This is a genomic window from Leifsonia lichenia, assembly GCF_054780215.1.
The window spans coordinates 445,659-466,836 of the sequence record NZ_BAAGWT010000001.1; the positions used below are offsets into that span (position 1 = coordinate 445,659).

The 21,178-nt window shown below is 69.8% G+C and carries 17 protein-coding genes; 15 read left to right on the forward strand and 2 right to left on the reverse strand.

Going from position 1 to position 21,178, the window contains the following annotated elements; translation table 11 throughout:
* Nucleotide 1 precedes the first annotated feature (1 nt).
* Genes ACYVGI_RS02105 through ACYVGI_RS02115 form a run of 3 tightly spaced genes read left to right on the forward strand, consistent with a single transcriptional unit; the run spans nt 2 to nt 3,869 of the window.
* Entirely contained in the window at nt 2-1,246 is a 1,245-nt protein-coding gene (locus ACYVGI_RS02105) for a CaiB/BaiF CoA transferase family protein (RefSeq protein WP_460631004.1), read from the forward strand.
* Entirely contained in the window at nt 1,243-2,397 is a 1,155-nt protein-coding gene (locus ACYVGI_RS02110; RefSeq protein ID WP_460631005.1) for an acyl-CoA dehydrogenase family protein, read from the forward strand. The genes ACYVGI_RS02105 and ACYVGI_RS02110 overlap by 4 nt, the downstream gene beginning before the upstream one ends.
* Nucleotides 2,397-3,869 (forward strand): aldehyde dehydrogenase family protein, encoded by a 1,473-nt coding sequence (locus tag ACYVGI_RS02115; RefSeq protein ID WP_460631006.1) that lies wholly within the window; start codon nt 2,397-2,399, stop codon nt 3,867-3,869. The genes ACYVGI_RS02110 and ACYVGI_RS02115 overlap by 1 nt, the downstream gene beginning before the upstream one ends.
* Here the strand turns inward: ACYVGI_RS02115 and ACYVGI_RS02120 are convergent.
* On the reverse strand, nt 3,856-5,022 hold the full coding sequence (locus tag ACYVGI_RS02120) for a Gfo/Idh/MocA family protein (protein ID WP_460631007.1): 1,167 nt from the start codon (nt 5,020-5,022) through the stop codon (nt 3,856-3,858). The two genes, ACYVGI_RS02115 and ACYVGI_RS02120, sit on opposite strands and share 14 nt — an antisense overlap.
* A 28-nt stretch (nt 5,023-5,050) precedes the next feature.
* A complete protein-coding gene (locus ACYVGI_RS02125) occupies nt 5,051-5,824 on the reverse strand; it encodes an isocitrate lyase/PEP mutase family protein (protein WP_460631008.1) in 774 nt (257 codons plus the stop codon).
* A gap of 78 nt (nt 5,825-5,902) precedes the next feature.
* On the opposite strand from ACYVGI_RS02125, the gene ACYVGI_RS02130 reads away from it, so the two are divergent.
* The 12 genes from ACYVGI_RS02130 to ACYVGI_RS02185 all read left to right on the forward strand — a co-directional run bounded on the left by ACYVGI_RS02130 (nt 5,903) and on the right by ACYVGI_RS02185 (nt 21,172).
* Entirely contained in the window at nt 5,903-6,280 is a 378-nt protein-coding gene (locus ACYVGI_RS02130) for an ArsR/SmtB family transcription factor (RefSeq protein ID WP_460631009.1), read from the forward strand.
* A 5-nt stretch (nt 6,281-6,285) separates the two neighbouring features.
* The gene (locus ACYVGI_RS02135) at nt 6,286-7,266 is read left to right on the forward strand and encodes a cation diffusion facilitator family transporter (protein WP_460631473.1); all 981 of its coding nucleotides are present in this window, start codon (nt 6,286-6,288) and stop codon (nt 7,264-7,266) included.
* A gap of 52 nt (nt 7,267-7,318) precedes the next feature.
* Nucleotides 7,319-8,629: an alpha/beta hydrolase gene (locus ACYVGI_RS02140; RefSeq protein WP_460631010.1), complete on the forward strand. Its 1,311-nt coding sequence runs from the start codon at nt 7,319-7,321 to the stop codon at nt 8,627-8,629.
* Nucleotides 8,630-8,713: 84 nt separating this feature from the next.
* Nucleotides 8,714-9,151, forward strand: coding sequence for a VOC family protein (locus tag ACYVGI_RS02145; protein WP_460631011.1), 438 nt, complete (start codon nt 8,714-8,716; stop codon nt 9,149-9,151).
* Between the two features lie 6 nt (nt 9,152-9,157).
* The gene (locus ACYVGI_RS02150) at nt 9,158-9,799 is read left to right on the forward strand and encodes a winged helix-turn-helix transcriptional regulator (RefSeq protein WP_460631012.1); all 642 of its coding nucleotides are present in this window, start codon (nt 9,158-9,160) and stop codon (nt 9,797-9,799) included.
* Nucleotides 9,800-10,008: 209 nt separating this feature from the next.
* Nucleotides 10,009-11,253 (forward strand): ROK family transcriptional regulator, encoded by a 1,245-nt coding sequence (locus tag ACYVGI_RS02155; RefSeq protein ID WP_460631013.1) that lies wholly within the window; start codon nt 10,009-10,011, stop codon nt 11,251-11,253.
* A gap of 202 nt (nt 11,254-11,455) precedes the next feature.
* On the forward strand, nt 11,456-12,796 hold the full coding sequence (locus ACYVGI_RS02160) for an ABC transporter substrate-binding protein (RefSeq protein WP_460631014.1): 1,341 nt from the start codon (nt 11,456-11,458) through the stop codon (nt 12,794-12,796).
* A gap of 7 nt (nt 12,797-12,803) precedes the next feature.
* The gene (locus ACYVGI_RS02165; RefSeq protein WP_460631015.1) at nt 12,804-13,751 is read left to right on the forward strand and encodes a carbohydrate ABC transporter permease; all 948 of its coding nucleotides are present in this window, start codon (nt 12,804-12,806) and stop codon (nt 13,749-13,751) included.
* Complete coding sequence (locus ACYVGI_RS02170) at nt 13,748-14,605, forward strand: carbohydrate ABC transporter permease (protein WP_460631016.1); 858 nt, start codon at nt 13,748-13,750, stop codon at nt 14,603-14,605. The genes ACYVGI_RS02165 and ACYVGI_RS02170 overlap by 4 nt, the downstream gene beginning before the upstream one ends.
* A gap of 57 nt (nt 14,606-14,662) precedes the next feature.
* Nucleotides 14,663-17,374, forward strand: coding sequence for a glycoside hydrolase family 38 N-terminal domain-containing protein (locus tag ACYVGI_RS02175; RefSeq protein ID WP_460631017.1), 2,712 nt, complete (start codon nt 14,663-14,665; stop codon nt 17,372-17,374).
* A 20-nt stretch (nt 17,375-17,394) separates the two neighbouring features.
* On the forward strand, nt 17,395-20,397 hold the full coding sequence (locus tag ACYVGI_RS02180) for a glycoside hydrolase family 2 TIM barrel-domain containing protein (RefSeq protein WP_460631018.1): 3,003 nt from the start codon (nt 17,395-17,397) through the stop codon (nt 20,395-20,397).
* A 10-nt stretch (nt 20,398-20,407) separates the two neighbouring features.
* Nucleotides 20,408-21,172, forward strand: coding sequence for an alpha/beta fold hydrolase (locus ACYVGI_RS02185; protein ID WP_460631019.1), 765 nt, complete (start codon nt 20,408-20,410; stop codon nt 21,170-21,172).
* The last annotated feature ends 6 nt before the right edge of the window (nt 21,173-21,178 follow it).

Sequence of the window (21,178 nt, forward strand, 5' to 3'; positions counted from 1 at the left end):
TATGACGCAGCACGAACGAGCCGCGCCCCTCGCGGGCATCCGGGTCGCCGACTTCACGCGCATTCTGGCCGGCCCGTACGCCACCATGATGCTCGCCGACTTCGGCGCGGACGTCATCAAGATCGAGAGCCCGCTCGGCGACGACACCCGCCAGTGGATGCCGCCGGTGGATGCGCAGGGCAGGTCGACGTACTTCGCCAGCGTGAACCGCAGCAAGCGCTCGATCGTCTGCGACCTGCGCACACCGGACGGCCTCGCCACCGCGCGCCGCCTCGCGCACTCCGCCGACGTCGTCATCGAGAACTTCCTCCCCGGCACGATGGAGCGGTTCGGCCTCGGCGATGCCGCCGTGCGCTCCGCCAACCCCGGCGTCGTCTACTGCTCGATCACCGGATTCGGCCGCGGCATCGGCCTGCCGGGCTACGACCTGCTGGTGCAGGCGGTCGGCGGGCTGATGAGCGTGACCGGCGCACCAGATGGCCCGCCGACCAAGGCGGGCGTCGCGCTGGTGGACGTGCTCACCGGGCTGAACGCGTTCTCCGGCATCCTGCTGGCGCTGCGCACGCGGGAGGCGACCGGCCTCGGCGACCACCTGGACGTCGACCTGCTCGGCACCCTGCTCGCCGCGCTCACCAACCAGTCGTCCAGTGCCCTCGCCACCGGAGTCGACCCTGTGCGCCGCGGGAACGCGCACCCCAGCATCGCGCCGTACGAGGTCTTCGCCTGCCAGGACCGCGAGCTGGTGATCGCCGTCGGCAACGACCGGCAGTTCGCCGCCCTCGCCGAGGCGTTCGGACGTCCGGAGCTCGCGGTCGACGCTCGCTTCGTCAGCAACGCGCAGCGCGTCGGCCACCGGGATGCGCTGCGCCGCGAACTCGAAGCGGTGCTCGCCACCGCGCCGGCCGAGCACTGGAAACGGCTCCTCGACGCCAGGGATGTCCCCGCCGGGCTGGTGAACACGATCACCGAGGCGTTCGCGCTCGCGGAGAGCTTCGGCGCGCATCCCGTGCAGGAGCTCACCGACGAGCACGGCGAGGTCGACGCGCGCCAGCCGGCCAACCCCATCCACCTGGCGGGCTCTCCGCCGCGGCCGGGTGTCGCGGCACCCGCTCTCGGCCAGCACGACGACGCGGACTGGCGTGATGTCCGCCTCGCCGAACCGGCCGCACCGCACGTCGACCCCGCACCCGCACCCGCACCCGCACCCGCACCCGCACCCGCACCCGACCACGAGGATCACCGATGACCCCGCTCGCAGACACCTTCGATCTCGCACCGCTCCTCACCGCCGAGGAGCTCGACTGGGCCGAGCGAGCGCGCAGCTTCGCCCGCGACCAGCTCGCCCCCGTCGTCGACGAGGACTTCGAGAACCGGCACTTCCGGCGCGAACTGCTTCCCGCGTTCGGCGCGGCCGGTTTCCTCGGAATGCACCTGCAGGACGACGGCTGCGCGGGGGCGGGCGCGGTCAGCTACGGCCTGGTCTGCCATGAGCTCGAAGCCGTCGACAGCGGGTGGCGCACCTTCGTCTCCGTGCAGGGTTCGCTCGCGATGACGGCCATCTCCCGCTTCGGGTCCGCCGAGCAGAAGGCGCTGCTGCCAGCGATGGCGCGTGGCGAGTTGATCGGCTGCTTCGCCCTCACCGAGCCGCAGGGCGGAAGCGACCCCGCGGCGATGACGACCGTCGCGATCAGGGACGGCGACGACTGGCTCATCACCGGGCACAAGCGCTGGATCGGTCTGGCGGGCGTCGCCGATGTCGCCGTGGTCTGGGCGCGCACCGACGACGGCGTGCGCGGCTTCGTGGTCGACACCGCATCCCCCGGCTTCACCGCCACCATCATCGACAACAAGCTGTCGATGCGCACCTCCGTGCAGTACGCGGTCGACCTCGACGCCTGCCGCGTCCCCGCCTCCGCCCAGCTCCCGGACGCCATCGGGCTCTCCGCCCCATTCACCTGCCTCAACGAGGCGCGCTTCGGCATCGTCTGGGGTGCGATGGGAGCCGCGCGGAGCTGCCTGGAAGCGGCCATCGAACGCTCGACGACGCGTCAGGTGTTCGGTGCGCCGATCGGCTCCAAACAGCTCGTGCAGCAGAGACTCGCCGACATGCTGGTCGAGTACGAGAAGGGGATGCTCCTCGCCCTCCACCTCGGACGGCTGGAGGAACGCGGGGCCATCACACCGGCGCAGCTCAGCGTCGGAAAGCTGAACAACGTCCGCGAGGCTCTGAAGATCGCGCACGCCGCCCGCACGATCCTCGGCGGCGACGGCGTGACGGACGAGTTCCCCGTGATGCGCCACATGAACAACCTGGAGTCGGTCAGAACCTACGAGGGCACAGACGACATCCACACCCTCGTCATCGGCCGCTCGCTCACCGGTCTCTCGGCGTTCTGATGGGCGACACGCTCGTGCAGGCATCGGCGGTGGATGCGGTGGTCGGCCGCGCATCCGGCTCCGGCTTCTCCTCGTCGTCGCTCTCCGACCGGATGCGCGCGCTCACGGCCCTGGCCGCCGCGCTGGAGTCGGCGCGCGACGAACTCGTCGCCATCGCCTCCGCGGAGACGCACCTCACACCGGCACGCCTCTCCGGGGAGGTGACGCGCACCGCGAACCAGCTCCGCTTCTTCGCGGAGGTGGTCGCCGACGGCAGCTTCCTCGAAGCCGCGATCGACCACGCCGACCCGTCGACCGCCCCGCCACGACCCGACCTTCGGCGGATGCTCCGCCCGCTCGGCGTCGTGGCCGTGTTCACCGCATCCAACTTCCCGTTCGCGTTCTCTGTGCTCGGCAACGACACGGCCTCCGCCCTGGCGGCGGGGTGCCCGGTGGTGGTCAAGGCGCACCCCGGGCATCCGCTGCTGTCCGAGCGGACGGCCGAGCTCGCGAGGGACGCCCTCGCGGCGGCCGGGCTGAGCGCAGACGCCATCGGGCTGGTCGACGGCGTGGATGCGGGGGTCGAACTGGTCAGGCACCCCCTGGTCACCGCCGTGGCGTTCACCGGTTCGGAGCACGGCGGCCGCGCCCTGTTCGAGGTCGCTTCGTCACGTGCCGACCCCATCCCCTTCTACGGCGAACTGGGCAGCATCAACCCCGTGGTCGTGACGCAGGCAGCGGCGAGCGCGGACGCCGCCGGCCTCGCCGCTGGGCTGCTGGAGGTGGTGACCAGGGATGCCGGCCAGTTCTGCACCAAGCCGGGATTGGTCTTCGCCCCGGCGGACAGCGGCTTCGGCCGGGCCGTGCACGCCGCGCTCGCCGGTGCGGATGCGCATCCCCTGCTGACGACCGGCCATCCCCTGCTGACGACCGGCATGACCCGCGCGTTCGAGCACCGCGTCGGCGATCTCTCCGCTCGCGGCGACGTCACTGTTGCGCGCACGAGTGGAGACGCGGAGGGGCGACCGACCGTCATCTCGGCGACCGTGGATGCGTTCCTCGCCGACCCCGACGCGCTCCTCGCCGAGTGCTTCGGCCCGCTCACCGCGGTCGTCTCCTACGCGTCGGCCGGCGAACTGCGGTCGGCGCTCGCGCTCCTGCCGAACTCGCTCACGGCGACGATCCGGTCGGCACCGGACGAGGACGTGTCCGGCATCGCCGCCATCCTGGCTCCGCGGTGCGGCCGTCTGGTCTTCGGCGGCTGGCCCACCGGAGTGGCGACAGCGTGGGCTCAGCATCACGGCGGGGCGTGGCCCGCGACGACCGGCTCGCAGCACACCTCGGTCGGCGCCAGTTCGCTGCGCCGCTTCCTGACCCCGGTCGCGTACCAGAACGCTCCCGAGTCCGTGCTGCCGACCGCACTCCTCGACGCGAACCCGCTGCGCATCCCGCGGCGGGAGGACGGTCGGCTCGTGCTCGCTACGAGTTCGTAGCGCGCACGACCTCCGCGACGGCGACCTTGCGCCCCTCTGTCAGGGAGAGGGTGAGGGCGTCGGCGGTGGCGATGGCCGCCCGGGCGGCGGTGCCGTCGGTGAGGGCGGCGAACTCGGGCTCCGGCTCGTCTCCGAGCAGCAGGCCGTGGAAGTACGCCGTCTCCTCCTCGACGATGCCGGTGAGCCAGAGCGGAGGGATGGTGGACGGGTCGCCGTAGCGGATCGCGCCGTCGGCAGCGCTGCCCGCGTACGCCTCCGCGCGCTGCGCGTCCTCCTCGGCTGTGCGGTGCAGCAGGTGTGCGGTCTCCTCGCCCCCGATGCGCACGGTGACGCCGGGGTTCTTCAGGTCGATCATCACCGCGCCGAGAGTGCCCTGGATGAGCAGGTGGTGCTCCGGCCAGCGGAACGCCGAGCCGTATTCGAGGGTGGCGAACGTGTCGTTCCCGAACTCCAGCGTGACGAGCAGCATGTCGTCCTCGTCGCCGAACTGCTCGCCTCGGTGCGCGACGTTTCCACCCACCATCGTCACGGTCTCCGCCGCGCCCATGATGAACTGCACCACGTCCAGCTCGTGGATGTGGTGGTACAGGTGCCCACCGGACAGCGCGCGCTTCTTCTTCCAGGAGACGGAGGGCTTCGGCTCCTCCCAGCCGGTGCGGACCGCGCGGCAGAACAGCACCCTGCCGAGGGAGCCGTCCGCGATGAGCCGCTTGGCCAGGCGCACGCCGGCCATGAAGTTCATCACGTGACCGGCCATGAACAGCACGCCGGCCTCGCCCGCTGCATCCACCATCTCCGTGCAGTCGCGGTAGGACAGCGCGATCGGCTTCTCGCAGAAGGTCGGCTTGCCCGCCATCGCAGCCGCCACGACGGCCTCGTGGTGCGCCCAGTTGGGGGAGGCGACGATGACCGCATCCACCTGGTCGCTCTGGCAGAGCTCCTCTGCCGACCCCGCCACCGCTGCGCCGAATTCGGCCGCAGCGGCCTCGGCGTGCTCCGGATCGTGCACGACGGCGATGCTCGCGCCGGGGAGTGCGGCGAACGCGCGGGCGAGGGCGAGCCCGAAGTAGCCCGCGCCGACGAGTCCGTAGCGGATCTCGCGCGTCGTGGAGTCGGTGGATGAGGCGTGGTGGGTGGGGGTGTCGTTCGTCATGTTAAGAAGACGTTAGACATCAGACGTCCTACACGTCAAGGCGAGCCGCGAAGTCGACGAGCCGCTGCTGCGACTCGGCGTAGGAGGTCGCAGCAGGTACAGGCCGTCCGTCTCGCACCGACGCTGCGACCTCCACGGCCGCGTCGATCGCGACACGGTACGGCAGCGATCCGGTGCTGACCCTCCGCACGCCGAGCTCCCCGAGTTCCCCGAGCGTGAGACCGGGAACGACGAGCACATTGAGCGGAACCGGGATGGCAGCCGCCAACCGCTCCAGCGTCGCCGGTTCCGCGGCTCCAGGCACGAAGATCCCGTCAGCGCCCGCATCCACGTACGCCTTCGCCCTGTCGAGGACGGCAGGGACGGTGTCGTCTTCCTTGAACCAGTACGAGTCGATCCTGGCGTTCACGAACACCTCGGGCGCGGCGCTGCGGATCGCGGAGATCTTCGCCGCGGGGATGCGCGGGTCGACGAGCCTCCCCTCCGCCGAGTCCTCGATGTTCACCCCGGCCGCGCCGAGACGCGCGACGAAATCGCCGACCTCGGCTGGATCGTCGCTGTAGCCGTCCTCGATGTCGGCGGAGATCGGCACGGGAAGCGCGATCAGTCGCCCGACGAGCGCGACGGTCGCCTCCCGGCTCGCCCCTCCCGCATCCGGCCGGCCCGTGGATGCGTTGACCCCGAAACTCGTCGTGCCGACCGCCGGAAAGCCCGCTGCGACGAACGCGAGCGCGGAGCCCACATCCCAGGCGTTCGGCAGCAACAGGGGCGATGCTCCGGCGTGCAATTCCCTGAACGTCATGACCTACTCCCTCCCACGCTGCGAGGCTACACGCAGCCCGGCTTGCGTTCGTGATGCGTTTGTGTCTTTAATCTGCGTATGGATGCAGATAAGCCGATATGCGGGCGACTTCCGGACAGCCAGTACGTCGAGCTCGCCGTCGAGGTGTTCTCCATGCTCGCCGACGCGACCAGGGTGCGCATCGTCCTCGCGCTGAAGGATGCGGGCGAACTGTCGGTCAACCACCTCGCCGACATCCTCGACAAGTCGCCGGCGGCCGTCTCCCAGCACCTCGCCAAGCTGCGACTGGCGCGCATCGTCGCCACCCGGCAGGACGGGCAGCGGGTGTTCTACCGGCTGGGCAACGAGCACGCCGGCCGACTGGTGACGGATGCGATCTTCCAGGCGGAGCACTCGCTCGGCGGCACGCCACGCCACCATCACGGCGAAGCCGCGCAGGAGGAGGCGTCGGCGTGAGCGCGGTGCACACGCACGACCACCACCACGACCACCACCACCACCCGGCCGGCTTCCGCGGTTTCCTCTATGGACTGTTCATCCCCCACTCGCACGACGCAGCCGACTCCATCGACGACGCGCTCGAAGCGAGCACGGAGGGAGTCCGTGCACTCAAGATCAGCCTCTTCGTGCTGCTGGGCACAACGGTCCTGCAGGCGGTCGTCGTCGCGTTCAGCGGTTCCGTCGCCCTCCTCGCGGACACCGTGCACAACTTTTCCGACGCTCTGACCGCCGTGCCTCTCTGGGTCGCGTTCGTTCTCGGCAGGCGCGTTGCGTCCCGCCGCTACACCTACGGCTTCGGCAGGGCGGAGGACCTCGCCGGGCTGTTCATCATCGCCGTCGTCGCGCTCTCCGCGGTGGTCGCGGCCTGGCAGTCGGTGGACAGGCTCATCCACCCGCATCCGCTGAACAACCTCGGCTGGGTGATCGTCGCCGGCGTGATCGGCTTCGCGGGCAACGAGGCGGTGGCGATCTACCGCATCCGGGTCGGGCGCCGCATCGGCTCCGCCGCCCTGGTCGCTGACGGCGTGCACGCCCGCATCGACGGTTTCACCTCGCTCGCGGTCGTGCTCGGCGCAATCGGCGTGCTGCTCGGCTTCCCGCTCGCCGACCCGATCGTCGGCCTGCTCATCTCCGCCGCGATCGTCGTGCTGCTGCTCGGTACCGTCCGCAGCATCGGACGGCGTCTCCTCGACGGCATCGAGCCGGAGCTGACCGACAGGCTGGAGCACGCGCTCGAGGAGACGCCGGGCGTGGCCGAGGTGGCCCGCATCCAGTTGCGGTGGATCGGCCACCGCCTGCACGGCAGCGCTCATCTCGTCGTGGACGCGACCAGCCTCAGCGACGCCCAGCGGATCGCCGCCGCGGCGAGATCACAGGCGCGCGAGCACCTGCCGAATCTCGACGAGCTGCAGGTGGAGCTGGTCCGTCCGGCGGGTCGGTAGCGGTTTCCGCGCGCGGAGTACTCTTGCCTCCTCAGGAAGGGGGTGGCGAGGGATGCGCCTGGCCTCACGCAGACGGTCGAGCGTCGCGCGCCGCGCCGGGATCGTGGCCATCTGCGCGGTGATCGCAGCCGTGGCCGTCGTCGTCGCCCCGTCGCGCGGGTCGGCGTCCACTGTGCGGGTGCTCAACACCCTCGCCCACCTCGAGGGCGCAGCTCTGGACGCCTTCCTCACCGCGCATCCCGACAAGCTGCTCGAACTCACGAACTCCGACCCCAAGCACTTCCGCAGCGGCTGGTATGCACTGCCCGCCTCACAAAGGCGCGGACTCGAGCGGGTGATCCCGGCGTTCGTCGGAAATGCGGACGGGCTGCCGTATTCGTTGCGGGACAAGGCCAACCGTCGGCAACTCGCCACCGAGCTCGCGTCGGCCGAGCACGACGTGCGCACACATCCGCGGGATCGGGGAGCGGCCGTTCGCGCCAGCTCATACGTGGCCATCCGCAACGCGTTGCGGGCGAGCGGGGGCGCCCACCGCTACCTCGTCGAGTTCGTCCCTGACGTTCAGCCGACCGCGGCGATCGCGGTCGGCAACCCGGACACCGCCGATGTGGTCACCTGGGCTGTGCCAGGGATGGGAACGTACACGACGGACATGCAGCTCTGGACGCTGGCGGCGCAGAACATCTGGAACGCACAGGGGGAGGCCGGCGCATCCGACCACAGGTCGGTGATCGCGTGGATGGGGTACGCCGCGCCTCCCGTGGGAATCGACGCCGCGCTCGGGGACTACGCAGCGAACGGAGCGCCGCTGCTGATCGAAGCGATCAGGGGTCTGAGCGCCGCGCGGTTCGGGCACGTTCCGACGCTCAACGTCGTCGCGCACTCGTACGGGACGACGATGGCCGCCGACGCCCTCGCAGACGCCGACCTGGGCGTCACCGCCTTCGTGATGCTCGGGTCTGCCGGGATCGAGGAGCGCATCCCGACCGCGGGCGACCTCCACGCCCGCGCCGTCTACGCGGCGGAGGCGGCCTCGGACATGGAGGCGCGACTGGGCCGCGCGAGCAGGTTCGACCCCCGGGCGCCCGGCTTCGGCGCCCGGGTGCTGCCTGCCGATGGCAACGCCAAGACGGGCCTGCTGCCGGTGACCGGCCACGCGCCCATCCTGCACTCCTCCTGGAACGACGACATCACCTCCACCGCGTGGAGCAGGATCGTGCCGGAGCGGGTGCGGGCCGAGCTCTACCGCGATCACATGGCCCAGCACGGCTACCTGGATGCGGGAACGCAGTCTCTCGCCGAGGTGGCGGTCGCGACGACCGTGCCTCCCTTGTCCGTGCTCTACACGATGGCGTCCCGCTGATCGGTCGAGGGGGTCTTGACGTGCCACTTGTTTTTTGCAAGTGTTAGCACTGTTCCGACACCACACCGACGCAAGGAGACCACCATGACCGGGATGTTCGTCAACCTGCCCGTGACCGACCTGGAGCGCGCGAAGGCGTTCTACGAGGCCATCGGGTTCCGCATCAACCCGCTGTTCACCGACCACAACGCCGCGTGCGTCGTCGTCGAAGAGGACCACAGCTACTTCATGATCCTGGTGCGCGACTACTTCCAGACCTTCACCGACCTGCCGATCGGCAACCCGGCCGAGGCCCCGTCGGTCTCGACCGCGATCTTCCTCGACAGCCGCGCCGAGGTCGACAAGGCGGTCGAAGACGGGCTCGCCGCCGGAGGCTCAGAGGGCCGCCCCGCTGCCGACTACGGCTTCATGTACCAGCGCCAGCTCTCCGACCCGGACGGCAACCTCCTCGAGTTCGGCTGGATGGATCCCGTCGCCGCCAGCCAGGGCCCAGAGGCGTTCGCGAACCAGCAGCAGGCCTGAGGTCCGATGGCCGCGCGCGACTACGGACAGTACTGCAGCGTCACCCGCGCCCTGGAGCTTATCGGCGAGCGCTGGGCTCTGCTGATCGTCCGCGACCTGCTGGTCGGGCCGCGGCGCTACGGCGAACTGGCCGCCGGTCTTCCGCGCATCCCGAGCAACGTGCTCGCCGCGCGGCTCAAGGAGCTGCAGGAGGCCGGGATCATCCGCCGGGCGCCGCGGTCGCGCATCATCGTCTACGAGCTGACGCCGTACGGCCGCGAGCTCGAACCGGTGGTGCTCGCCCTCAGCGCCTGGGGGTTCAAGGCGATGGGCGACCCGCGCGAGGAGCAGATCGTGACGCCGGACTCGATGACCATCACGCTCCGCACGGCGTTCCGCCCCTCGGTGGCGGAGAGCCTGCCGGCGACGGGATACGCGGCCAGGTTCGGTCAGGCCGAACTGCTCATCCGCGTGGACGGATCCGCCCTCGACGTGCGGCGCGGGGACGGACCTGCCGACCTCGCGTTCGCGGCCGGTCCCGACATCCACCGCCTGATCTCGGGCGAGCTGCGCCCCGAGCTGGCCATCGCCACGGGCGTCGTCGAGGTGCTGCGCGGGCCGGGCGACCTCCTCGACCGCTTCGCGGACACGTTCCATCTGGCGGCCTGACCGAGGTCGTGGTCATCCCGAGCCGCGGCGACTACACCCGCACCGTGGGCGGCAACGCGCTGCTGGTCACGGCGGAGACGCGCGCCGACAGCGCCGGGTATCGGAGGGCGCTGGGCGCGTTCGGCTGACTGGGATGCGGTGCAAGCGCGACGCTGCCGCTCACGTCAACCCCGGTAGGCTTTCGGGAAGCTTGCAACTGGGGAGGCCGGATGGTGGATCGCACAGGGACGAACCTGCCCGCCGTCGGCGAGTACAACCAGACCGTCGTGCTCGACGCCATCCGCCGGCGGCCGGAGGGCATCACGCGTTCCGAGCTGGCGTCGCTCACCGGCCTCAGCGGCATGACCGTCACCAAGGTGTGCCGACGGCTGCTGGATGCGGGACTCGTCGATGAGCACGGCACCCGGATGAGCGGGCCAGGCAAACCGGCCGCCGTCGTCAAGCTGAACCCGGGAGGCGGGTTCGCGGTCGGCGTGCACATCGACCCGGCCGCCGTCACGTACGTGCTCGTGGACCTGTCGGGCGCCATCCGCGACCACTCGCGCACCGGCACCCCGACCGCCGGCGACGCGAGTGCTGTGATCAGCGAGATGGCGGAGGCGATCGAGGCGCTCATCGCCGGGTCTGCGGTCGACCGTTCGCGCATCCTCGGCATCGGGATCGCGTCGCCGGGGCCGATCAACGTCGAGGACGGCGTGGTCCTGAACCCGCCCATGATGCCCAACTGGCATCGCGTCGCCCTGCGGCGCTCGCTCTCGGAGGCGACGGGACTGCCGGTGCTGCTCGAAAAGGACGCCACAGCGGCCGTCGTCGCCGAGCTGTGGTTCGCCGAGCCGGGCAGCAGCAGGGACTTCGCGTTCATGTACTACGGAACCGGTCTCGGCACAGGTCTGTCGGTGTCCGGCGAGGTCGTGCGCGGCATCAGCTCGAATGCGGGAGACGCCGGGCACATTACGGTCGACCCTGACGGCCCGATCTGCACCTGCGGGCGGCGCGGTTGCGTCGGCTACATCACCGTGCCGCGCGCCCTAGTGGAACGCGCGGTGCTGGACGGCGTCCTCTCGGCCGACGAAGCGGGCGATCCGGACGACATGGACGACGTGGATGCGGCGTTCACCCGCCTGGCCACCCTCGCCTCCACGGGGAACGACGACGCGGAGGCGATCCTGACCGACGCAGCCCGTTCGCTGGCGCGCGCCGTCGTGGTGATCGTGAACCTGCTCGACATCGACGAGATCATCTTCGGCGGCCCGTTCTGGGCTCGCATCTCGCCGACCATCCTGGCTGCGCTCCCGGATGCGGTGCGCTCCGATCCTGCGCTGATTCCCCCGCATCCTCTGCGGTTCGCGCAATCGGCGATCCCTGTGGACGTGGCGGCGGTGGGAGCGGCGACTCTGGTGCTCGACAACACGTTCTCTCCTCGTCCTTCCGCGCTGCTGCTGGCAGCCGACTGAGTCCAGGATGTTTGTCCTCACATAGTGTTGCGGGCAATTAGAAAATATGATTTGCTAATTCCTGCCGCGGCGATCGGCTCTCGATCCACCCGCCGGTGATACCCGTCCATTCCAACCCGAAGGCACTCTCCGAACCCCCGTGCCCGAGGGGTCAATGTCGACCCGTCCAGCGGTGCCGCTGGACGTTTTCTGGAAGGAAAACATGAGCAACACAGTCAGGCGCATCCGCTTCGCGGGTGCCGTCGTCGCGGCGGCGGCCAGCATCGCCGTCCTCGCCGCGTGCTCGTCCCCCGCACCGTCCGGTGACGCCTCCGCCGCCTCCTGCGAACCGGCGAAGGGCAAGGTCACCATCCAGTACTGGAACACGGTTCCCGGCATGGACCAGGTGGTCGCCCTCTGGAACAAGAAGAACCCGGACATCCAGGTCCAGACCAAGAACATCTCCAACGACCAGTACGGCACCCTCGGCAACGCGCTCAAGGCCGGCAAGGCGCCAGAGCTCGCGCAGGTCGGCTACGACGAACTGCCGGACCTGCGCACGCAGGACGCCTTCGTCGACGTCTCGTCGTGCAAGGCGGCTGTGGATGCGAAGGACAAGTTCGTGCCGTGGACCTGGTCGCAGGCGAGCTTCGGCGGCACCGGCGTCTTCGCCTTCCCGCAGGACACCGGCCCGATGGCGCTCTACGTGCGCAGCGACATCTTCAGCCAGCACGGCCTTGAGATCCCGAAGACCTGGGACGAGTACGCGGCCGACGCGCAGAAGCTGCACGCAGCAGACCCGAACCTCAGCATCACGTTCTTCGACCCGAACAACGCCGAGTGGTTCAACGGCCTGCTCTGGCAGAACAGTGCCGACATGTACAAGTACTCCGGCGACAAATGGCACGTGACGGTCGAGTCGGACAAGAGCAAGCAGGTCGCCGACTACTGGCAGAAGCTCATCGACGCCAAACTCGTCCGCACTGACCTCGCCAACGGCTCCACGCCGATGTACGCCGCGTACCAGCAGAATCAGGTCGCCAGCTACGTCGGCGCTGCCTGGGGCTACAGCATGTTCCGCGACAACCTGCCCGACCAGGCGGGCAAGTGGTCGATCGTGCCGATGCCGACCTGGGGCTCGAGCCCCGCATCCGGTGACTGGGGCGGCTCGACCGTCGCGTTCATGAAGGGCAACACGCACCTCTACGAGTCGGTCAAATTCAACGAATGGCTGAACTCCGACCCCGAGGCGCTCGCCCTCGAGAACAAGCTCGGCGGCCTCTACCCCGCGGCCGTCGCCGGCTCGAAGCTCCCGGCCCTGTCCGAAGGCGTCCCGTACTACAACAACGAGAAGATCTTCGACGTGTTCGCCGACTCCTCGAAGAACATCGACACCAGCTTCACCTGGGGACCGACCCAGAAGACCGTGAACCTGGCACTGCAGGATGCGATGGCCAAGGCCGCCGCGGGCAGCGGCACGCTGAACGACGCGCTCGCCTCCGCCCAGTCCGCAGCACTCAAGTCCATGAAGGACCAGGCGATCCCGGCTGTGGCGGGCAACTGAACATCGCATGACTGACATCGCAACCCGCGCGACCCGCGTGGTGGCAGCATCCGGGAGCCGTCGCCGTCCCAACGGCGGCGGCCCCCGGGTGGGCACCATCGTCGCGTTCCTCGTCCCGTTCTTCCTGCCGTTCGTGCTGTTCTACCTCGTGCCGATCTGTTACGCGATCTGGCAGAGCTTCCTCGTCGTCCGCCGCACCGGCGGCCAGTACGGCACGTCGTACACCACCTTCGGCGGCTTCGAGCAGTACATCCAGGTCTTCCAGAACACCGAGTTCTGGGCGAGCATCGGGCGCATCGCGCTGTTCGGCATCGTGCAGGTGCCCGTGATGCTGTTCGTGGCGCTCATCATGGCGCTGCTGCTCGACACCCCGCTCCTCAAACTGAAGTCGTTCTTCCGCATTTCGGCGTTCATGCCGTACGCGGTGCCCGGCGTCATCGCGGCGATCATGTGGTCGTTCCTGTACTCGCCGCAGCTCAGCCCTATCGTGGACATGCTCAAGGCGATCGGTCTCCAGCCCGACTTCCTCGGCCCCGGCGCCGTGCTCTGGTCGGCGGCGAACGTCTCCACCTGGCTGTGGACCGGATACAACATGCTCATCATGTTCTCCGCCCTGCAGTCCATCCCGCAGGAGCTCTACGAGGCCGCGAAGCTCGACGGCGCTTCCAACTGGGCCATCGCCTGGCAGATCAAGGTGCCGATCATCGCGCCCTCGATCATCCTGACCACCGTGTTCTCGATCATCGGAACGCTCCAGTTGTATGCAGAGCCCGCCGTGCTGCGGCAGATCTCCTCCAACATCTCCAGCACCTTCACCCCGAACATGCTCGCCTACGCGGTCGCCTCAGGGAACAACTATCAGCAGGCTGCGGCGATCTCCGTCGTGATCGCCCTCATCACCTTCGTCTTGAGCTTCGGCTTCATGCGACTGACCTCGAAGAAGGCGGGACTGTGAGCACACCGACCTCGATCCGCGAAAGCCGCGTCAGCCGCACGGCGGCGATGGCGCTGATGTTCCTCCTCGCCATCTACTTCCTGCTGCCGATCTACTTCCTGATCGTCGCAGCGACCAAACCCCAGGGCGACCTCGCCTCCACCTTCGGCCTATGGTTCTCCCACTTCGACCTCTTCACGAACCTCGGGACCCTGTTCGGGCGCAGCAACGGGATCTTCGGGCAGTGGGCGATCAACAGCGTCATCTACGCGGTGCTCGGCGCAGCGGTCGGCACGCTGATCTCGGCGCTCTGCGGGTATGCGCTCGCCAAGTTCCGGTTCCGCGGTCGCGAGTTCCTGTTCTCGGTGATCCTCGGCGGCGTGCTCGTGCCGACGACCGCGCTTGCGCTCCCCCTGTTCCTGCTGTTCTCCGCCACCGGAATCGTGAACACATACCTGGCGGTGTTCCTGCCGAGCATCGTCAGCCCGTTCGGCGTCTACCTGGCCAGGATCTTCACGGCAGCCGCCGTGCCGGAGGAGATCATCGAGTCTGCGCGTCTCGACGGCGCCGGCGAGTTCCGCACCTTCTTCTCCGTTGCGTTCAAGCTGATGACGCCGTCACTCGTGACCATCTTCCTGTTCCAGTTCGTCGGAATCTGGAACAACTTCTTCCTGCCGATGGTCATGCTGCAGAAGGAGTCGCTCTTCCCGATCACCCTCGGCCTCTACGAGTGGAACGGGCAGACCGCCCGCGTCTCGCTCCTCCAGGAGTCCGTCATCACAGGATCGCTCGTGTCGATCATCCCCGTGATCATCGTATTCATCCTGCTCCAGCGGTTCTGGCGCACCGGCCTCGCCTCCGGCTCCCTCAAGTAGCGCAGAACCTCCCGCTCGTCCCCCGTCTCCTCTCGCACCAGAAGGTCCCCCATCGCTATGCAGAACTCCGCCGTCTTCGTTCCCCATTTCCACTGGGACCGGGAGTGGTACGAGCCGTTCCAGGTGTTCCGTCACCGGCTCGTCGCCGCGCTCGACACGGTGCTGGAGACAGCAGAGGCGGATGCGGGCTTCCGCTTCACGGTCGACGGCCAGATGGCGGCCATCGAGGACTACCTGGAGATGCGCCCGGAGAACCGCGGGCGCGTCACCGCCCTCGTCGCTAACGGTCAGCTCGCGATCGGGCCCTGGCTCATCCTGCTCGACGAATTCCTCTGCTCCGGCGAGACCATCGTGCGCAACCTGCAGATGGGATGGGCGGCAGCGAGCGACCTCGGCGGCTCTATGCCCATCGGCTATCTGCCCGACATGTTCGGGCACGTTGCCCAGATGCCGCAGATCCTCGCGCGCGCCGGCATCGAGCACGCTGCCCTGTGGCGCGGCGTCCCCGGGTCGGTCGACGGGCACGCCTTCCGCTGGAGGGCGCCGGACGGGTCGGAGGTGCGGACCGAGTTCCTGTTCGACGGCTACGACAACGGGCTCGACGTGCTGCTCGTCCCCGACCAGATCGGACGGGCGCTCGGCGACTATGCGGAGATGACCGTCGAGCGCTGGGGCAACGACCCTGTGCTCGCGATGGCGGGCACGGACCACAACGCACCGGACCCGCAGCTCGCCGCGTGGCTTCGCCGCGCATCCAGCCAGGAGCGGGCGATCACCGTCGCGACGCTGGACGAGTACATCCGCAGCCACGTACGCGACGAGGTCTCGGCCGTCGTTGACGGCGAACTGCGCAGCCACGTTCGCGGGAACATCCTGCCCGGCGTGCTCTCGGTGCGGCTCGCGCTCAAGCAGCGGATGGCCGTGGCGGAGCGCACGATCGACCACGCGGAGCGCATCAACGCGCTGTGGTCGGAGCGCGACGACGCCCCGTTCCTGTCGCTCGCCTGGCACAAGATCATCGAGTCGACCGCGCACGACTCCGTCGTCGGCTCCGGCACCGACGAGACGTCTGACCAGGTCGAGGCCAGGCTCTCCGAGGCGACGCACGCGGCACGCGCCGTCCGGGATGCGGCCATCGCGCGGCCTGCAGCGGCCGTCCCGAGCGACGGCTATCTCGTCGCGAACACGCTGCCGACGCCGCGCAGCGCGCTGGTCGAGGTCGACGTGATCGCACCGGCGGACGGGTCGGTGCTCACCGCGACCGCGGCCGACGGGTCCGTTCATCCGGTGCAGGTGACGTCGGAGGCGCCGACGGTGCTCAGCGACGAGTTCATGGATGCGAGCCAGCTCGAGCGCGTGCTCCGCCGCATCCACCGCCGCGAGCTGTTCGGCCGGCTGATTGACCACTACGACCTCAGCGCGGGCTCGCTCGTCTTCCACCTCGCCGAGGTGCCGGCCACCGCCGAGTTCGATCTGCTGGTGCTTCGCAAAGAGGTCGCTGCGGCGGCCGCAGCGCACCCAGGCGAGTGGCGCGTGCTGACCCTGGAGGAGGCGCGGGCCACCGCGCTGGTGCCGGTCAGCGTTCCGGCGTCAGGGCTGGCCTCCTTCCGCATCGTCCAGAGCGCGGAGGACGCCGCTCCTGCTCCGACCAGACCCGCGACCGCCACCGGAGCGACGCTCTCGAACGGCATCGTCTCGGTGACCGTCGCCATCGACGGCACTCTGGAGGTCGTCGGAATCGACGGCACCGTGCTGCGCGGTGTCGGTCGCCTGGTCGACGGCGGCGACCGCGGGGACAGCTACAACTACGCCCCGCCCGCGCACGATCTCCTGGTCGACACCCCCTCCGAGCTCTCCGTCGAGCGGATCGAGGACGGCCCCCTGCGCTCCCGGATGCTCGTGACCCGCGTGTACCACTGGCCAACTGCGCTCTCGTCCGACCGCGACCACCGTGACGAATCGGCGGAGCCGACCACGGTCGAGACCCTGGTCGAGGTGCGCGCGGGCGAGCCGTTCGTGCGTGTCTCCACCTCGTTCCTGAACCGGTCGGCCGACCACCGGCTGCGTTTCCACGTCCCGCTGCCGGAGACCGTGGCATCGTCATCGTCAGCCGGGCAGTTCTCGGTCACCGAGCGCGGTCTCACGGCGGAGGGCGGCTGGGGCGAGTTCCCGATTCCCACCTTCCCGGCGAGCGAGTTCGTGTCGGCGGGCTCCGCCACCGTGCTGCTAGATCACGCCTCGGAGTACGAGGTCGTCGGCGGCGGAACGGAGCTCGCGATCACCCTGCTGCGCGCCGTCGGCTCGATCAGCGTCAACATCCATCCACTGCGCGACGAACCGGCCGCCACCGAGATCGCGGCCCCCGGCGCGCAGGACCTCGGCGTGCGCATCCAGAACCGTTTCGCGATCGCGCCGTCCGCATCCGGCTGGAACGGCGTGGATGCGGTCGCGCTGGCCGATGCGTTCCGCAACGACGTGCTCGTGACGCGGGGCACGGCTCCTGCGGGGTCGGAGCTTCCCACGGTCGCCTCGGGCATCGCGGTCGACGGCGCCGGTGTGCAGGTGTCGAGCATCCGCCGGGTGGATGGCGGCACGGAGGTTCGGCTCGTCGCGATGTCGAACGCGGGCGCGACGGCCGTGGTGTCCGGGACGTTCTCCGACGTCACGACGGTCGACCTGCTCGGTCGGGTCCTCTCCACCACGACGGTCTCCGGCACGGTCGAGCTCGCGCTCGGTCCGTGGGAGCTGCGCACCATCGTCGTCCGCTGACCAGCGAAAGCAGCATCACCGTGACCACTCCCCTGTATCTGTCCGACACCGCGCCGGGTCGTGGTGCGCGTTCCGCACCCCGGTCGTGGCTGCACACCGACGCGCCGATGCTCTCGCTCGACGGCGACTGGGCGTTCCGGCTCTCCCCCACCGCCGCCGTCTCCGAGGACGTCGCCGCTCCCGGCTACGACGACACCGGCTGGGACACCCTGCCGGTGCCGTCGCACTGGGTGCTGCACGGCGACGGCGCGTACGGGCGGCCGATCTACACGAACGTGCAGTACCCGTTCCCGATCGACCCGCCGCACGTCCCGGACGAGAACCCGACCGGGGACCACCGCCGCCGGTTCACCCTGCCCGACACGTTCGCCGCAGCCGACCGGGTGCTGCTGCGCTTCGACGGGGTCGAGTCGATGTACAAGGTGTGGGTCAACGGCGCCGAGGCCGGCGTGGGCGCCGGGTCGCGCCCGGCGCAGGAGTTCGACGTCACCGGCCTCGTGCATCCCGGCGAGAACCTGATCGTGGTGCGCGTGCACCAGTGGTCGGCCGCCTCCTACCTGGAAGACCAGGACCAGTGGTGGCTGCCCGGCATCTTCCGCAGCGTCACCCTGCTCGCCCGTCCCGCCGGCGGCATCGACGACGTCTGGCTGCGCACCGGGTGGAACGGTGGCCTCGGCACCATCCGCCCGGAACTGACCGCGGACGCCTCCGCGTATCCGGTGACCCTGCGCATCCCCGAGCTGGGGGTGGAGACCGTCTGGGCGACTCCCGACGACCTGGTGGAGTCGGTGGTGGATGCGGCGGAGCCCTGGTCGGCCGAGCTGCCACGCCTCTACGACGCGACGGTGTCCAACGCCGCGGAGAAGATCAGCCTCCGCCTCGGGTTCCGCACGGTGGAGATCGTCGGGGACCGGTTCCTGGTCAACGGCCGACGCGTCGTGTTCCACGGCATGAACCGGCACGAGACCCACCCCGTCCGCGGCCGCGTCTTCGACGAGGAGCACGCCCGCGCCGACCTCGCCAGGATGAAGCGGTTCAACGTCAACGCCATCCGCACCAGCCACTACCCACCGCACCCCCGCCTCCTCGACCTCGCCGACGAACTCGGCTTCTGGGTCATCGACGAGTGCGACCTCGAGACCCACGGCTTCGACAAGCTCGGCTGGGCGGGCAATCCGAGCGACGATCCGCGCTGGCGCGACGCATACCTCGACCGCATCCAGCGCACCGTCGAGCGCGACAAGAACCACCCCAGCATCGTGATCTGGTCGCTCGGCAACGAAGCGGGCACCGGCAGCAACCTCGCCGCGATGGCCGCCTGGGTGCACGATCGCGACCCCGGCCGCCCGGTGCACTACGAGGGCGACCATGCCGGGGAGTACACCGACGTGTATTCCCGCATGTACTCGTCGATCGCCGAGACCACCGCGATCGGCACCGACGGGTCGCACGCGCCGCTCCTGAACTGCACGCCAGGCGAAGGCGCGCGCCAGCGGACCAAGCCGTTCCTGCTCTGCGAGTACGCGCACGCGATGGGCAACGGCCCTGGCGCCCTCGACCAGTACGAAGCGCTCACCCGCGACTTCCCGCGCCTGCACGGCGGTTTCGTCTGGGAGTGGCGGGACCACGGCATCCTCACCACCACCGACGACGGCACGCCGTACTACGGATACGGCGGCGACTTCGGCGAGGTCATCCACGACGGCAACTTCGTCATGGACGGCATGATCCTCAGCGACGACACCCCGATGCCGAGCCTGCACGAGTTCGCCGCTGTGGTGCAGCCGATCCGCTTCGAGTTCGACGGCGACACGCTCGCCATCGAGAACGCGCGGCACTCGGCCGACACGTCCGACCTGCGCTTCCTCTGGCGAGCGGAGCACGACGGCCGGGTCATCGCATCCGGTGTTCTCCCTGTCGATCCCATCGCCGCGGGCGAGACGACCGTGCTGCCGCTACCCACCATTCAGGCCGCCGCGAACGCGGAGACCTGGGTGACGGTGGAGGCCGCGCTCTCCTCCGCGACCAGGTGGGCGCCGGAAGGACACACGGTGGCCTTCGCGCAGGTGGACAGATCGCGCCCCCGCCGGCGTCCACTCGCCGTCCCGCCGACGCGCCGAGCAGCGCAGTGGCGGCCGAGCGCCGGGACGCTGAGCCTCGGCCAAGCAGACTTCGAGAACGGCGCCCTGGTCCGCCTGGCGGGACGCGCGCTCTCCGGCCCTGCGCTCGAACTGTTCCGCGCTCCGACCGACAACGACGAAGGCGGCTCCGACGACGTCGACGGCAGTGACGCGAGCATCCCCGGCGTCTCGAACGCCGAGCTGTGGCGCCGCCAGGGACTCGACCGCCTGACCACGCGCATCCAGGCGGTGGAGGCGGCGGACGGTGCGCTGCGCACCATCTCCCGCGTCGCGCCGGCGGACTCCGCCCGCTGGGTGACGGTGGAAACCACCTGGACCATCGCCGACGACGGCGTCGACCTCCGCGTCGAGATCGAGCCGTCACGGGGCTGGGACACGGTGTGGCCGCGCATCGGGGTGGGCTTCGACCTGCCGGATGCCGCCGCGCCGATCGACGGCGCCGACTGGTTCGGCCTCGGCCCGCTGGAGTCCTACCCGGATAGCTTGGCCGCCGGCAGGGTCGGCCGCTTCTCCGCGACCGTCGACGAGCTGAACGTCGCATACGCCCGACCGCAGGAGACCGGCCACCGCTCCGCGTTCCGACGGCTGACCCTGACGGTGGCGGGCAACCCCCTCCTGAACCTGACGGCGATCCCGGATGCCGCCGGCCGCCTCCCCGGCTTCACTCTGAGCAGGCACACGCCGCAGCAGCTCGCCACAGCACGGCACCCCCACGAGCTGCCGGTGACGACGAGTGCGCGGCTGATCGTGGACGCTGCACAGCACGGGCTGGGCTCGCGCGCGTGCGGGCCGGACGTGTGGCCCGCGCACGCGCTGCGCCCCGAGGCGCGGACGATCAGGCTGCGGCTGCGGGATGCGCGGTGGCTCCGAGCATCCATCTAGGCTGATCCCCATGCCACACCGCGACTCCGGACACCTCCGCCTCGTCGGGGCCGACCTCTACTACGAGATCGACGGGGATGGCGACGGAGCACCCGTGCTCTTCCTGCACGGCGGCTTCTGCTCGCTCGAGTCGCTGCGCGCCCCGTCCGACGCGCTGGCGGCCGACCACCTGGTGCACGCGTTCGAGCGTCCCGGCCACGGTCGCTCGGCCGACATCGACGAGGAGTACAGCTATGAGCGCGGCGTCGCCGAAGCGGTCGCCTACCTCGACGCGCACGGCCTTTCCGCGGTGGATGTGGTCGGCTACAGCGACGGCGCGATCATCGGGCTCATGCTCGCGATGGCGCATCCGGAGCGCGTGCGTTCGCTCGTGGCCATCAGCGCCAACCTGGACCCGACCGGTTTCGCCACGGCGCCGGAGAGCGAAGGCATCCCGGTGCTGTCGGCGCTCGAGACCGATGCCGGGCCGGACGTGGAACGCGAGCATTACGACCGCCTGTCGCCGGACGGCCCTGAGCACGCGGACGCGGTGCTGGCCAAGCTCTTCCGGCTCTGGACCAGCGAGCCGCATCTGCGCCCGGCCGACCTGGCGGGCATCAGGGCGCGCGTGCTGGTCGTGGCGGGCGACCGCGACTCCATCCGGCCGGACCACAGCGTGCTGATCGCGTCGTCGATCCCCGGCGCCCAGCTCTGCATCGTGCCAGGCGCGAGCCACGGGCTCATCGCCGAGAAGCCGGCGTTCGTCAGCGCGGTCGTGCGCGACTTCCTCGGCTGAGGAACC